The organism is Serratia microhaemolytica (genome assembly GCF_004011885.1).
GTDB lineage: Bacteria > Pseudomonadota > Gammaproteobacteria > Enterobacterales > Enterobacteriaceae > Serratia_G > Serratia_G microhaemolytica.
The window spans coordinates 12,387-26,086 of record NZ_SBEF01000015.1 but is presented as its reverse complement, the minus strand read 5'-3'; the positions used below and the strand labels follow the sequence as shown (position 1 = coordinate 26,086).

At 48.9% G+C, this 13,700-nt stretch carries 15 protein-coding genes; 3 read left to right on the top strand and 12 right to left on the bottom strand.

Annotated features, from left to right (window positions below; genetic code table 11):
* Window positions 1–74: 74 nt before the first annotated feature.
* Window positions 75–1,217: an MFS transporter gene (locus tag EOJ37_RS06755; RefSeq protein ID WP_127959169.1), complete on the top strand. Its 1,143-nt coding sequence runs from the start codon at window positions 75–77 to the stop codon at window positions 1,215–1,217.
* Window positions 1,218–1,585: 368 nt separating this feature from the next.
* On the opposite strand, the gene pgpA is transcribed toward EOJ37_RS06755, so the two are convergent.
* The 11 genes from pgpA to queA form a co-directional block, all read right to left on the bottom strand.
* Complete coding sequence (gene pgpA, locus EOJ37_RS06750) at window positions 1,586–2,107, bottom strand: phosphatidylglycerophosphatase A (RefSeq protein WP_127959167.1); 522 nt, start codon at window positions 2,105–2,107, stop codon at window positions 1,586–1,588.
* The gene (gene thiL, locus EOJ37_RS06745; RefSeq protein WP_127959165.1) at window positions 2,104–3,093 is read right to left on the bottom strand and encodes a thiamine-phosphate kinase; all 990 of its coding nucleotides are present in this window, start codon (window positions 3,091–3,093) and stop codon (window positions 2,104–2,106) included. The genes pgpA and thiL overlap by 4 nt, the downstream gene beginning before the upstream one ends.
* A gap of 35 nt (window positions 3,094–3,128) precedes the next feature.
* Window positions 3,129–3,545, bottom strand: coding sequence for a transcription antitermination factor NusB (gene nusB, locus EOJ37_RS06740; protein WP_127959163.1), 417 nt, complete (start codon window positions 3,543–3,545; stop codon window positions 3,129–3,131).
* 21 nt (window positions 3,546–3,566) lie between these two features.
* Window positions 3,567–4,037 carry a 6,7-dimethyl-8-ribityllumazine synthase gene (gene ribH, locus EOJ37_RS06735; protein ID WP_127959161.1) on the bottom strand — a complete coding sequence of 157 codons (471 nt, stop codon included), beginning with the start codon at window positions 4,035–4,037 and terminating at the stop codon, window positions 3,567–3,569.
* A gap of 163 nt (window positions 4,038–4,200) precedes the next feature.
* Window positions 4,201–5,334 (bottom strand): bifunctional diaminohydroxyphosphoribosylaminopyrimidine deaminase/5-amino-6-(5-phosphoribosylamino)uracil reductase RibD, encoded by a 1,134-nt coding sequence (gene ribD / locus EOJ37_RS06730; protein ID WP_127959159.1) that lies wholly within the window; start codon window positions 5,332–5,334, stop codon window positions 4,201–4,203.
* A 23-nt stretch (window positions 5,335–5,357) separates the two neighbouring features.
* Complete coding sequence (nrdR, locus tag EOJ37_RS06725; RefSeq protein WP_127959157.1) at window positions 5,358–5,807, bottom strand: transcriptional regulator NrdR; 450 nt, start codon at window positions 5,805–5,807, stop codon at window positions 5,358–5,360.
* Between the two features lie 164 nt (window positions 5,808–5,971).
* Window positions 5,972–6,940: a protein translocase subunit SecF gene (gene secF, locus EOJ37_RS06720; RefSeq protein ID WP_127959155.1), complete on the bottom strand. Its 969-nt coding sequence runs from the start codon at window positions 6,938–6,940 to the stop codon at window positions 5,972–5,974.
* A 10-nt stretch (window positions 6,941–6,950) separates the two neighbouring features.
* Window positions 6,951–8,798, bottom strand: coding sequence for a protein translocase subunit SecD (gene secD, locus EOJ37_RS06715; RefSeq protein ID WP_127959153.1), 1,848 nt, complete (start codon window positions 8,796–8,798; stop codon window positions 6,951–6,953).
* A 23-nt stretch (window positions 8,799–8,821) separates the two neighbouring features.
* A complete protein-coding gene (gene yajC / locus EOJ37_RS06710) occupies window positions 8,822–9,154 on the bottom strand; it encodes a preprotein translocase subunit YajC (RefSeq protein ID WP_127959151.1) in 333 nt (110 codons plus the stop codon).
* Window positions 9,155–9,187: 33 nt separating this feature from the next.
* On the bottom strand, window positions 9,188–10,312 hold the full coding sequence (tgt, locus tag EOJ37_RS06705) for a tRNA guanosine(34) transglycosylase Tgt (RefSeq protein ID WP_127959148.1): 1,125 nt from the start codon (window positions 10,310–10,312) through the stop codon (window positions 9,188–9,190).
* A 67-nt stretch (window positions 10,313–10,379) separates the two neighbouring features.
* Window positions 10,380–11,450, bottom strand: a complete 1,071-nt coding sequence (gene queA, locus EOJ37_RS06700) for a tRNA preQ1(34) S-adenosylmethionine ribosyltransferase-isomerase QueA (RefSeq protein ID WP_127959146.1) — start codon at window positions 11,448–11,450, stop codon at window positions 10,380–10,382.
* 121 nt (window positions 11,451–11,571) lie between these two features.
* Here queA and EOJ37_RS06695 point away from each other — a divergent pair, with 121 nt between their 5' ends.
* Window positions 11,572–12,174: an acyl carrier protein phosphodiesterase gene (locus EOJ37_RS06695; protein ID WP_127959144.1), complete on the top strand. Its 603-nt coding sequence runs from the start codon at window positions 11,572–11,574 to the stop codon at window positions 12,172–12,174.
* 141 nt (window positions 12,175–12,315) lie between these two features.
* The gene (locus EOJ37_RS06690) at window positions 12,316–12,918 is read left to right on the top strand and encodes a peroxiredoxin C (protein WP_127959142.1); all 603 of its coding nucleotides are present in this window, start codon (window positions 12,316–12,318) and stop codon (window positions 12,916–12,918) included.
* A 146-nt stretch (window positions 12,919–13,064) separates the two neighbouring features.
* On the opposite strand, the gene fur is transcribed toward EOJ37_RS06690, so the two are convergent.
* Entirely contained in the window at window positions 13,065–13,499 is a 435-nt protein-coding gene (gene fur / locus EOJ37_RS06685) for a ferric iron uptake transcriptional regulator (RefSeq protein WP_127959221.1), read from the bottom strand.
* Window positions 13,500–13,700 lie beyond the last annotated feature (201 nt).

Below are 13,700 nucleotides of genomic sequence, written 5' to 3'. Positions count from 1 at the left end.
ATTTTGATTAATATTAAAAATAACAAATTGAAAATATTGAAATTAGCTTTAGTCATTTCTACAGGGGATAAGGAATGAAAGGTGTAAATAAAATAAATCTGGTTTTTTTCAGCTCTTTTTTAATCTCTTTTGCTTATGGTGTACTGCTAACTATTCCGCTCTTTTTTACTCAGCACTTATCAATGCCAGTCTCTTTTTCTGGCAAGATCATTGCTATGGGGGTGTTAGGTGTTTTTCCTGCGATTGCGCTGTTGCCCAGACTATATCAATATGTTTCTAATCAGAAATTAATCAGTGGTGGATGCTTTATTTATGCACTCGCGATCATGTTAGTGCTTTACGGCAACACCTTTTCATACTATCTCGCTGGCGTGTTGTTTGGTGTTGGTTGGGGAGTGGTCTATACCCTAGGCCCGATTATCATTTCACAGTTGAGTAATGATCAAAATAGAACAAATAACTTTTCTTATATTTCAGCATTTAATATGTTAGGTGCTGGTTTATCACCTGTATTGGTTAAATTTTCAATGAGTTATGGTTTTTCTATCGTGACTAGCTATAGTGCGGCATTGCTGTCAGCATTATTGGCTGGTTTGACATTTTGCTTCTGTCGTGCACCGGCATCAGCTACGCCACATCATGCCGCGAACACGCATTTGTCATTGAAAACGGTGGTGACGACCAAAGCGGTTACACCGATGATAATGGTATTCCTAGGCGCCTGTATTTTTAGTTCGATGATGAATTTTCAGTCATTAATTGCTGATGCCAGAAATCTGGACTTTTCCTATTTTTATATCGCCTACACGGTTTCTGTGATCGTAGCAAGGTTGACATTGACCAAGCTAGTGAACGCATTTGCTAAAGAGCTAATGATGGTGTTACTGCTAGCGATCATGGCGCTGGCGATAGCGCTTATGAATTTTGTTAACGGGAATGTTTTTTATCTAATCCCCTCCGCACTGCTTGGGCTGTCATATGGGTTGGTCTATCCATTAATTCAGAGTGCTTCAGTGAGCCAGGCAACCACAGAAAATGATAGAAAGAATAACCTAACGCTATTCAGTTTATGTTATTTTATCGGCGTTTATGCCTTCCCCTACCTGTTTGCTGTTACCATAGCCAACGCTAACTATCAATATGCGTTAAGCCTGTTAATATTCATCGCTATCGTTGAATGGTTATTAGCCGTTTTGCTATTGCGTAAAGCACACTAGCCTTCAGCTATCAAGCTAATAGATGGTGAATTTAGCTTGATAGGTTTGATTTTCCGATCCTTTTAACTGGTTCTGTGCCACTGCTGCTGTAATGGAGATGGAGATCGGCTATGTTCAACATCGTCACCTGCTAGCCGTACACTGCGGTTTCTGTGCAGTGTTATAATCTGTTGTTTAATCAGTATTTTTATTAATGTAACAGGAATGGGTGGTTAAACTGGGTGTGACCCCTCTTAGGCAGCAAGTATGTGAACCAGCGTGGCTAGCCGATGTCTGGTTCACATCTCACTACTGCAATACAGGTTTGCTCTGACACGGAATACTGTCCGCTAGAAGTGGGCTAACTGTTTGTTTACCAACAGAGGAGGCTAACCAAGCGATCCAGCAAACAACATTGGTACTGGGTGTCCGAGCCAGTAAGCAACACCATAAAGGATCGCCGCCGCGAGCATACCTGCCAGTACATCGTCGATCATAATCCCTAACCCATTGTGCAATTTGCGATCGAACCAGCGGATAGGCCAGGGTTTATAAATATCAAGCAGCCGAAAGAGCAGAAAACCAGCAGCGATCCATTGCCAGTTATAGAGTGGTAACGCCAACAGCGTGATCCACATTCCAACAAATTCATCCCAAACGATACTACCATGATCATGCACTTGCATGTCATCGGCGGTTTTTTGGCACAGATAGATACCGATAATGCAGCTCAGTAGCAGCAGCAGCAAGTAATATGGCCATGGAAACTGAATCAATAACCACCAAACCGGAAGAGCAGCGATCGAGCCAGCAGTACCCGGCATGATCGGTGACAGGCCACTGCCAAAACCGGTCGCCAGCAGATGTGTTGGATTACTGAGGTGCAAACGCGCTTTTGCTACATCTTTCATGGTGTTGTGTCATCGCTATTAAAGTGATCGTAGCCCTGCCAGATAGGTGTGACTTCGCGCCCATCGCGGTAGAATTTTACCCCTTCAGAGGCAGCAGCAATCTGACCTATGCAGGTGTACTCAGCGCCAAGATGTCCTAGTGCGACTTCAAGAGCACCGCGATTGATCTCTGGCACGGTAAAGCAGAGTTCATAATCTTCACCACCACTCAATGCCCAGCGCAACGCCTGTTCGCTATCGACATGACGACGCAGTGCAGGCGAGAGTGGCAGTGCGTTGAGAGCAATACGCGCGCCACAGGCTGAGGCTTTCAGTATATGTTGCAGATCAGAGATCACACCGTCGGAGAGATCGATAGCGGAGCTGGCCAAATTACGCAGCGCTTGACCATGCAGGATACGTGGTGTTGGCCGTAGGTGACGGGTGACAAGATAATCACGATCGGCTTGTTGGTTGACAGTGAGACGTTGCTGCAAAATTGCCAAACCGGCAGCGCTATCGCCCAATGTGCCAGTGACGTAGATCCAGTCACCCGGTTTGGCACCGCTGCGTTTTAACGCCCGTCCAGCCGGAACCCATCCGTGAATAGTCAGTGTTAGGCTCAATGGCCCACGGGTAGTGTCACCACCAATCAGTTGCATTCCGTAGTAACTTATTGGTTGAAACAGCGCATCGCTAAATGCTTGTAGCCAGGCAGTATCAACATGCGGCAGTGTTAATGCTAGGCTGAGCCAAGCAGGATCAGCCCCCATTGCGGCTAGATCACTTAGGTTAACCGCTAATGCCTTGTAACCAAGATCTGCCGGATCGATATCAGGCAGGAAGTGAACACCAGCAACTAGGGTATCGGTGCTGATTGCCAGAAGCTGATTCTCTTTGGGTGCCAACAGTGCGCAATCATCACCGATACCGAGTTGCACATCGCGGCGTACAACGGAGCTTCGGTTAAAATAACGGGCGATTAACTCAAATTCACCACAACTCATGCTGCTTTTCCAACAATATAGAGGCTGATGGCAGATTATCTTTTCTGGCGAATAGTTGGGGCCGCTTTATCCAGCACACCATTAACAAACTTATGGCTATCCTCAGCACCGAAGATTTTTGCCAGTTCGATCGCCTCGTTAATTGCGACTTTATAGGGCACATCTTCTCGCATCTTCAGTTCATATAACGCGAGACGCAGCACCGCGCGTTCTACAGGCCCAAGCTCCTCCAACTGACGTGACAGATAAGGAGTCATTAGGCTATCGAGTAGGGTTGCATGGGTTGCCACCCCAGATAGCAGTTCACGAAAATAGGTAATGTCGGCACCTTTGACATCCTGCTCAGTCAAAAATTGATGTTCAATATCAGCAATGTCATTGTGCGACACTTGCCAAGAGTAGAGCGCTTGAACTGCGCATTCACGCGCACGACGACGAGCAGAAGGTTTCACAACGTTCCCCTTAAACTAAATTCAGGCATTAATTGCTTTGATAACATTGATCATTTCCAGTGCAGTCAGTGCAGCTTCAGCACCTTTATTACCTGCTTTGGTTCCAGCGCGTTCGATCGCTTGCTCAATGTTCTCGGTAGTGAGTACACCAAATGTGACCGGGATCTGGCAATCCAGCGCAACATGACCCAAACCAGAACTCGCTTCACCGGCAACATATTCAAAATGTGCGGTACCGCCACGGATCACGGTACCCAATGCAATCACCGCATCATAGTTACCACTGTTGGCCAGTACACGGGCGGTGAGTGGCAGTTCATAGGCACCCGGCACCCAAACTACAGTAATGTTGTCATCAGCAACTTGACCAATACGTTTGAGCGCATCAACAGCGCCCTGTAGCAGGCTGTCGTTGATGAAGCTGTTAAAGCGTGCAATAGTGATTGCCACACGAGCATTGGGAGCAGCAACAACGCCTTCGATAACTTTCATTGACTCTCCTTAAAAATGGGTTCAACAGTCAGGTTTCACACTTCAATTCAACGGTTCAACATTGTGATTGGGTAGCACAACGCGGTGCGGGTGGCGGATTCTACCACACTCTTTATCGTGCTGCGCGGCGGTTTTACAAAATGAGCTGGATAGCGTCGAGTGGCTAGCGTAAGGTCAGGCGTAGGCGCAAATCTGTACCTACTTGCCGTACTTCTTGTAACTGCAATTCAGGGGCATCAGCCAACCGCTCCAAGCCGACTAACTGGCATAAACCACGCGCATTATCACCCAATAATTTAGGTGCCAGGTAGAGGATCAACTCATCAACCAGTTTTGCCTGTAGCAGTGCGCCTGCCAAGTGAGCACCCGCTTCGACCCAGACACTATTGATTTGGCGCTCAGCCAGGCACTGCATTAAACCCGTGAGATCGATACCCTGTTGCCCTGCGTGCTGCCGAGCAGGCAATAGCCACTGTTCAACGGTTTCCGGCCAGTGTTGGTCATCTGCGCGTTGACGCACTAGCCAAGTCTGACCAGGCTGTTGTGTGATGCGATGTGCAGGAGTGACCCGGTTTTGGCTGTCGATAATCACGCGTACCGGTTGGCGTACGTTTTCTGGCAGACGGTTTTGTTGTTGATAACACTGATGGATTTCTGCGCTCAGTTCATCCCAGCGCACAGTCAATGCTGGGTTGTCAGCCAGTACGGTGGCGCTGGTGCTGACAATAGCAGCACTCTCTGCGCGAAAACATTGAACATCTCTACGCGCTTCAACTGAGGTGATCCATTGACTTTCACCTGAGGCCATAGCCGTACGCCCGTCTAATGAAGCGCCCAATTTCAGTTGCAAGTAGGGTAAGCCCTGGCGCATGCGTTTCAGGAAACCACGATTGATCGCCTCAGCTTCGCGGGTCATCACGCCTTGACGTACCATGATGCCAGCTTGTTGCAGTCTTTTTAGCCCACGACCAGCGACCAGCGGGTTAGGATCTGACATCGCGACGACAACACGACTGATGCCAGCAGAGATGAGTGCATCGGCACAGGGGGGGGTGCGGCCATGGTGGCTGCATGGCTCTAGGGTGACGTAAGCAGTAGCGCCGCGTGCCTGTACACCTGCCATCGCTAAGGCGTACACCTCTGCATGAGGTTCACCAGCCCGCTGGTGGTAGCCTTCTCCGACGATCTGCCCATTCTGTACAATCACACAACCGACATTTGGATTTGGTGCGGTGGTAAAACGGCCCCGACGCGCCAGCTCTAGCGCACGTGCCATATAGAGGTCATCATTGCTCATGTTTGTGCCTTTTGACGGTTGCACTAATCTTGCAGCCGGGCGATCTCTTCGCCAAATTCACGAATATCTTCAAAGCTGCGGTAAACCGAAGCAAAGCGGATATAAGCAACCTTATCCAGTTTTTTTAACGCATTCATCACCAGTTCACCGATGATCTGGGTGCTGACTTCACGTTCTCCGGTGGCACGCAGTTCGGACTTGAGATGATGGATGGCATTTTCTACATCATCAGAGCTAACAGGCCGTTTTTCCAACGCTTTCAGCATCCCGCGCCGTAGTTTGTCTTCATTAAACGGTTCACGTACTCCATCACTTTTAATCACATGCGGCATCACGAGTTCGGCTACTTCAAAGGTGGTGAAGCGTTCATGGCACACCAGGCATTGACGGCGGCGGCGAACTTGCGAGCCGTCACCTACCAGGCGCGAATCGATCACTTTAGTATCAACAGCAGCACAAAAGGGGCAATGCATAGGAGATCCTGATAGATATTGTTACCGGTAAGAGAGTTTAACCTGAAGTAGCGCAACAACAAAGCGATGAGCGGAGTTATCTGCGGGTAATGATAACAAATACCCGCAGTTGGTCTCGCCAGAACAGCAAGCGCTGTTAGTGGATAAGTTGCCGCTGAAGTCGGTTAAGGCAGGATCGAGGGCTGATCTGCCCCCTCTTTCTCAACTTTCTGTTGCAGCATATGTTCACGTTTCATACCTAGGCGCAGTGCCAGTGCGGAAGCAACGTAGATCGAGGAGACAGTACCGATAGAGACACCAATCAGCATCGCTAGCGAAAAGCCTTGTAACATGGCACCACCAAAAATGTAGAGCATCAGCACCACCATGAGCGTGGTAGCTGAGGTCATGATAGTACGGCTTAATGTCTGGGTCAGCGAAACGTTCATGATTTCGTAGGAAGTTCCTCGGCGGATCTTACGGAAATTTTCACGAATACGGTCTGAAACCACGATACTGTCATTCAGTGAGTAACCAATCACCGACATCAGCGAAGCGACAATGGTCAGATCAACTTCGATCCGGAACAGTGACAGCACTCCGAGCGTGATGATCACATCGTGCGCTAGCGCAATGACGGCACCTAACGCCAAACGCCACTCAAAGCGGAAACCGACATAGATCAGGATACAGATCAGTGCCACCAGTAGCGCCATGCCACCGGCTTGTGCCAACTCACTGCCGACACTTGGCCCGACGAACTCAACCCGTTTGATGGTGGCATTCTTGTCGATTGAGCTATTGATCACACTGATGATCTTGCTGCCAATCTCCTGGCCTGCGGTACCTGTTGTTGGTGGCATCCGCACCATGATATCGCGGCTACTGCCGAAGTTCTGGATCACCAGATCAGTAAAACCGGCTTTCTCCAGCGTATCTCGCATCAGATCGAGGTTTGCTGGTTGCTCAAGGTTGATCTCAATCACCGTACCGCCAGTGAAATCAAGCCCCCAGTTAAAACCGCGCACTGACATAGTGAGCAGCGACGCAGCTAACAGCAGCAGTGAGATGGCGAAAGCCAGTTTATCCCAGCGCATAAAGTCATAGACTTTACGGCCGTAGTTTAATTGTTCAACGGTATAATCCTGTGCCACAACGCACTCCTCAGATAGACAGCTTGTTTATGCGCTTGCCGCCATAAAGCAGGTTGACAATGGCACGGGTGCCGACAATGGCAGTGAACATCGAGGTGATGACACCAATTGACGTGGTGATCGCAAAGCCTTTGATCGAACCGGTACCGACAGCGTACAGGATGATTGCGGTGATCAGCGTGGTCAGGTTGGCATCGATGATACTCGAGAACGCCCCTTGATAGCCTTCGTGGATCGCTTGCTGTACAGAACGACCATTGCGAAGCTCTTCTTTGATCCGTTCGTTGATCAACACGTTAGCATCAACAGCTACTGCCAGTGTCAGCACGATACCTGCAATACCTGGCATGGTGAGTGTGGCGCCCGGTAACAGTGACATCACTCCAACAATCAGCACTAGGTTGGCAACCAGTGCGGTTGAAGCGATCACGCCAAATTTACGGTACCAGATGACCATGAACAGAATTGAGGTTAACAAGCCCCATAGGCAAGCCTGCAAGCCTTGGTTAATATTCTGCTGACCCAGCGTCGGGCCGATAGTACGTTCTTCAACGATCTGGATTGGTGCAATTAATGCACCGGCACGCAGCAACAATGACAACTGATGCGCCTCGGCCTGATTATCGATGCCAGTGATACGGAAGCTGTTGCCCAGTCGTGACTGGATGTTGGCGATATTGATCACCTCTTCCTGTTTCACCAACACCGAACGCCCAGTGGCATCTTTGACGCCACTGTCTTTGTATTCTACAAACAGTGTTGCCATGGGTTTGCCAATGTTGTCCTTGGTGAAGTTGGACATCATGCTACCGCCTGCGCCATCCAGAGAGATATTCACTTGTGGATTACCAAACTCATCTGGGCCAGAGGTGGAGTCAGTAATATGGTCACCGGTGAGGATCACACGCTTGTAGAGCACAACCGGTTGGTTGTCTCGGGTATATTTTATTTCTGAATCGCCCGGTACACGTCCACTGGCCGCTGCACTTGGATCAACACTGGTGTTGACTAAACGAAACTCCAGTGTCGCAGTGGCACCGAGGATCTCTTTCGCCCTGGCGGTATCCTGAATGCCAGGCAACTCAACCACAATCCGCTCTGCACCTTGACGTTGCACCAGCGGTTCAGCAACCCCTAACTGGTTAACACGTTTACGCAGGATGCTGATGTTTTGCTGCACTGCATATTCGCGCGCTTCACTCAGGCGGGCATCTGTCATGGTGATTTTCAGGCTATTATTGCCCAGGTTAGCGAACACCCAGTCACGTTGACGTGGAGCCAGGTAACTGTTCGCCTGATCACGTGTGGATTGATCACGGAAACGAACTTCAACACCGTTGTTTTCAAATTTACGGATTGATGCGTAGGGGAGCCCTTTTTCACGCAGTTCGCTACGCAGGCTGTCAACCATCTGCTCCTGTAATTTGCTCAGCGCAGTTGCCATATCGACTTCCATCAGGAAGTGAACACCGCCACGCAAATCTAAGCCCAGTTTCATTGGCTCAGCACTGATTTTGGTCAGCCAGGTTGGCGTTGCCGCTGCCAGGTTGAGTGCGACAACATATTTTTCACCCAATGCAGCCAGTAGCGCTTCACGTGCGCGTAACTGTACATCGGTATCTCTGAAGCGAGCGAGGATAGCACCGTTTTCCAGTGCGATTGACTTGCTAGCGATATTTTCTTTAGCTAATACATCACGGACTTGAACCAAGGTAGTTTCACTGGCTGCGACACCGCGCACACCAGTGATCTGTACCGCCGGATCTTCACCATAGATGTTGGGAAGCGCATAAAGCAGACCGATGAAGATCACCACGATCAACATCAGATACTTCCACAAAGGATAACGGTTTAGCACGGCAATTCCCTTCGGGAAAAAAATTACAGAGCCTTCATAGTACCTTTCGGTAATACGGCGGCAACGAAGTCACGCTTAATCATCACTTCAGTGGTGTCATTAAGCGCAAGAGCGATCACACCAGTGTCAGTCACTTTATTGACACGACCAATCAGACCACCGGTAGTTAATACTTCATCTCCTTTGCTGATGGAGTCCATCAGTTTTTTATGCTCTTTGGCTCGTTTCTGTTGTGGGCGTAGGATCATAAAGTAAAAAATCAGACCAAACACCACCAGCATAACAATCAAAGAGTATGGACTTCCCTGGGCTGGGGCTCCGGCAGATGCGACAGCGTCAGAAATGAAAAAGCTCATTAAAATTCCCTCATTAGGTTAGCAATGGTTAAGTTAAGCCGTTAACGACGGCATCGGTTTGCCGATCCGGCGATAAAAATCCGCCACGAACAGCTCTAATGTACCCTCTTCAATGGCCTGGCGTAAACCTGCCATTAAACGTTGGTAGTAACGCAGATTGTGAATGGTATTCAATCTGGCACCGAGTATCTCATTACAGCGGTCAAGGTGGTGTAAATAAGCACGGCTGTAATGGCGACAAGTATAGCAGTCACACTCTTCATCCAGTGGTGAAGTGTCGCTTTTGTATTGACTATTACGGATCTTCACCACACCGTTGGTGACAAATAGGTGGCCATTACGCGCATTGCGTGTCGGCATCACGCAGTCAAACATGTCGATACCCCGTCGCACGCTTTCGACCAGATCTTCTGGTTTACCGACGCCCATCAGATAACGCGGCTTCTGTTCTGGTAGCTGTGGGCAGACATGATCAAGAATGCGATACATATCGGCTTTAGGTTCTCCTACCGCTAGACCACCGACGGCATAACCGTCGAAGCCGATATCAACCAGCCCTTTGACCGAAATATCACGCAAATCCTCATACACTCCGCCCTGAATGATACCAAACAGTGCATTCGGATTTTGTAGCTCATCAAACCGCTGGCGGCTGCGCTTTGCCCAGCGTAATGACATCTCCATTGAGCGCTTAGCATAGTCCCAGTCAGCAGGATAGGGGGTACATTCATCAAAAATCATCACAATGTCAGAGCCGAGATCGTACTGGATCTCCATTGATTTCTCTGGACTAAGAAATACCTTATCGCCATTGATCGGATTACGGAAATAGACCCCCTCTTCTTTAATTTTGCGCATGGCGCCCAAACTAAATACCTGAAAGCCACCAGAATCAGTCAAAATTGGCCCCTGCCACTGCATAAAATCATGCAGATCACCATGCAGTTTCATCACTTCCTGACCGGGGCGCAGCCAGAGATGGAAGGTGTTACCAAGCAAAATCTGCGCACCACTCTGCTGTACCTCTTCCGGTGTCATGCCTTTAACGGTGCCATAAGTACCAACAGGCATGAAGGCGGGCGTTTCTACCACGCCACGTTCAAAAATCAGTCGGCCCCGGCGAGCACGACCATCAGTTGTCTGTAATTGGTATTCCACAAAACCTCCAGCACCAGAGAGACAGTCTGGCGCGATTGACATGCTAGTTGACTAGCGTTTCTACTTGTTACTCACCAACCCGTTCAGATTCAGCGTGCGGATTGCGGCTGATAAACATCGCATCGCCGTAGCTGAAAAACCGGTACTGCTGTTCCACTGCCTGCTGGTAGGCATTCATGGTATGACGATAACCCGCAAAGGCAGCAACCAGCATGATGAGTGTTGATTCTGGCAGATGGAAATTGGTAATTAGCGCATCGACCACCTGATAGTGATAGCCCGGATAGATGAAGATACGGGTATCGCCAAAAAAAGGCGCCAGCAGTTGTCCGCTAGCGGCAGCAGCGGCGCTCTCTAACGAGCGAACCGACGTTGTTCCGACAGCGATCACGCGCTTACCTCTGGCTTTGCAGGCTAACACTGCGGCTACGACTTGCTCCGGTACCTCGACATACTCAGCATGCATCTGATGCTCTTCAATCGTAGCCACCCGCACTGGTTGAAAAGTGCCGGCGCCAACATGCAGAGTGACAAACGCCATTTCCACCCCTTTGGCACGTAACGCATCAAGCAACGGTTGATCAAAGTGCAGGCCAGCAGTTGGCGCAGCGACGGCGCCTGGCTTTTGACTATAAACGGTTTGATACAGTTCACGATCCACGGCTTCATCGGGGCGAGTAATGTAGGGCGGTAGTGGCATATGCCCGGCGGTATTAAGAATAGTTAAGACATCACGGCTATCGTCAAAGCGCAACTCAAACAGCGTATCCTGACGTGACAACATGGTCACCTGAATGCTCTCATCGTCGCCGAGTAACAACTGTGAGCCGGGTTTTGGCGCTTTGGAAGCACGCACATGTGCTAATACGCGTTGTTGATCCAGCACTCGCTCAACCAACACCTCCACCTTGCCACCACTGGCTTTGCTACCGAACAGGCGGGCGGGGATCACGCGTGTGTTATTAAATACCAACAGATCACCTGCTTCCAGTTTATCGAGCAGATCGGTAAACAGACCGTGGCTCAGCGCACCGGTTACACCATCCAATTGCAGCAGGCGGCAGTGGCTACGCTCAGCTTGTGGGTAATGGGCAATCAACGGTTCAGGAAGGGTAAAAGAAAAATCAGCGACACGCATGGCTATTCACTTTAACTGGATGGCAAAAACAGGCGCTACAGTCTAAAGCGCCGACAGTTAAGCCGCAAGCAATAAGCAGGTATCGGCTGTTGTTTCTGCCGATTCAAGATATAATCAGCAGATGAATTTTCTCGCTCATCTTCATTTGGCTAAGTTAGCACAGAGTTCCCTAGCAGGTAATTTGCTGGCGGATTTTGTGCGTGGTAACCCACAGGGTCAGTTCGAACAGCAGGTTGTTGCTGGCATCATCATGCATCGACGGGTAGATGTTTTCACCGATCGTCAGCCAGAAGTGAGTGCCAGCCGTCTCTATTTTAGTCAGCCACTACGCCGTATTGCCCCGATCACTCTTGATATCGTTTGGGATCACTTTCTGGCTCGAGATTGGCAACAGCTTGAATCGGAATACTCACTGCCTGCTTTTGCTGAGTTGGCAGCAGCACAGATCACCCCTTATTTGCCAAAGACTCCGGTGCATTTTCAGCAATTGAATCACGCTCTGTGGCATGAACGCTGGTTGGAACGCTACGCTGAGTTACCATTCATTGGCGAGGTGTTACAACGCATGAGCCGACGCCGACCTCGTTTAGCGGCGTTAGCGGATTCTTTTGCTGAAGTCACTCATCACTACAGCGCACTAGAAGCACAATTTTGGCAATTATACCCACGTATGATGCGACTGGCACGGGATCAGCACTGGCAACAGGTAGGCAGCAAAGACTAAATGATCAAAAAGTGAATCAGCATTTGATAGGTAACGGCTATCCTATTGATTGGTTTTTTGTCCTTTTCTCTGAGCGGGATCGCACATATACTCGTGCTGGCTTTTACATCAACCCTTTTAACAACTATTACAGGAGTAATTATGGTCCTGGTAACTCGTCAAGCCCCTGACTTCACTGCAGCTGCTGTATTAGGTAATGGAGAGATCGTAGGAAACTTCAACCTAAAAAAACATTTGAATGGTAAACCCGCGGTGCTGTTTTTCTGGCCAATGGATTTTACCTTTGTTTGCCCTTCTGAGTTGATTGCTTTCGATCACCGTTATGAAGAATTCCAAAAACGTGGCGTTGAAGTTGTTGGCGTCTCTTTCGACTCTGCGTTTGTCCACAATGCATGGCGTAAAACACCCGTTGAGAAAGGCGGTATCGGTGAAGTGAAATATGCGATGGTCGCCGATATTAAGCGTGAAATCCAAAAAGCTTATGGTATCGAACATCCAGAAGTCGGTGTCGCACTGCGTGGTTCATTCCTGATTGACAAAGACGGCATTGTACGTGCTCAAATTGTGAATGATCTGCCGATTGGCCGTAATATTGATGAAATGATCCGTACCGTTGATGCATTGCAATTCCACGAAACGCACGGTGAAGTTTGCCCTGCACAGTGGGAAAAAGGTAAAGCGGGTATGGGTGCTTCTCCAGATGGCGTGGCAAAATACCTGGCTGAGAATGCAGCGAAGCTGTAATTTTTGCCACTGACAGATTCAATCGGTGAATGTGCCGGTTGATTTATTAACCCCCATAGACGCCAGTTAACGCGCTTATGGGGGTTTTGTTTTAGTGCTGATGATGTAACTACTGAGCAAGGGTTAGCCGATTAGCCGGCGAAATTTCACAGCAGACCTTTATCACGACAATGACCAGACTGGCAGTGGCCATACAGATATAAGCTGTGATTGGTCAGCTTAATGCCGTGTTGTTTGGCAATATCGCGTTGACGCGCTTCAATCGCTTCATCACTAAACTCGATCACTTTGCCGCATTCCAAGCAGATAAGATGATCATGATGATCCTGTTTAGCCAATTCAAATATCGCCTTACCACCTTCAAAATTGTGGCGTGTGACAATCCCTGCATCTTCAAACTGATTCAACACACGGTAGACAGTGGCTAAACCAATTTCTTCTCCCATATCCAATAATTTTTTGTACAGATCTTCTGCGCTGATGTGGTGACAGTCCGGCGACTGGAATATTTCTAGGATTTTCAATCGTGGAAGTGTGACTTTCAAGCCAGCCTTCTTCAGCGCACTATTGTTATCAGTCATCGGGTAGCGTCCTGTAGTTATGCTCATGGTATTGCGAGATTGCTTCGCCCGCATTGTAGGCTGGCATCAATAGCTAATGGTTCGCATTATAGAGTGCCTGGCGTTAAATAGAAACCGTAGCCTGTTGGCAACCGGTTTGGTTAACTGCTGGCTCGGCAGCATTGTCAACGATCGTGAAATAATTGATAGGATAGTCTGTTA

Bases quoted from the DNA above. Each gene is read 5' to 3' on its own strand.
- yajC (WP_127959151.1), bottom strand. From the start codon at position 9,154: ATGAGCTTTTTCATTTCTGACGCTGTCGCATCTGCCGGAGCCCCAGCC.
- ribH (WP_127959161.1), bottom strand. From the start codon at position 4,037: ATGAAAGTTATCGAAGGCGTTGTTGCTGCTCCCAATGCTCGTGTGGCA.
- EOJ37_RS06755 (WP_127959169.1), top strand. From the start codon at position 75: ATGAAAGGTGTAAATAAAATAAATCTGGTTTTTTTCAGCTCTTTTTTA.
- nrdR (WP_127959157.1), bottom strand. From the start codon at position 5,807: ATGCATTGCCCCTTTTGTGCTGCTGTTGATACTAAAGTGATCGATTCG.
- thiL (WP_127959165.1), bottom strand. From the start codon at position 3,093: ATGAGTTGTGGTGAATTTGAGTTAATCGCCCGTTATTTTAACCGAAGC.
- EOJ37_RS06695 (WP_127959144.1), top strand. From the start codon at position 11,572: ATGAATTTTCTCGCTCATCTTCATTTGGCTAAGTTAGCACAGAGTTCC.
- EOJ37_RS06690 (WP_127959142.1), top strand. From the start codon at position 12,316: ATGGTCCTGGTAACTCGTCAAGCCCCTGACTTCACTGCAGCTGCTGTA.
- queA (WP_127959146.1), bottom strand. From the start codon at position 11,450: ATGCGTGTCGCTGATTTTTCTTTTACCCTTCCTGAACCGTTGATTGCC.
- fur (WP_127959221.1), bottom strand. From the start codon at position 13,499: ATGACTGATAACAATAGTGCGCTGAAGAAGGCTGGCTTGAAAGTCACA.
- ribD (WP_127959159.1), bottom strand. From the start codon at position 5,334: ATGAGCAATGATGACCTCTATATGGCACGTGCGCTAGAGCTGGCGCGT.
- pgpA (WP_127959167.1), bottom strand. From the start codon at position 2,107: ATGAAAGATGTAGCAAAAGCGCGTTTGCACCTCAGTAATCCAACACAT.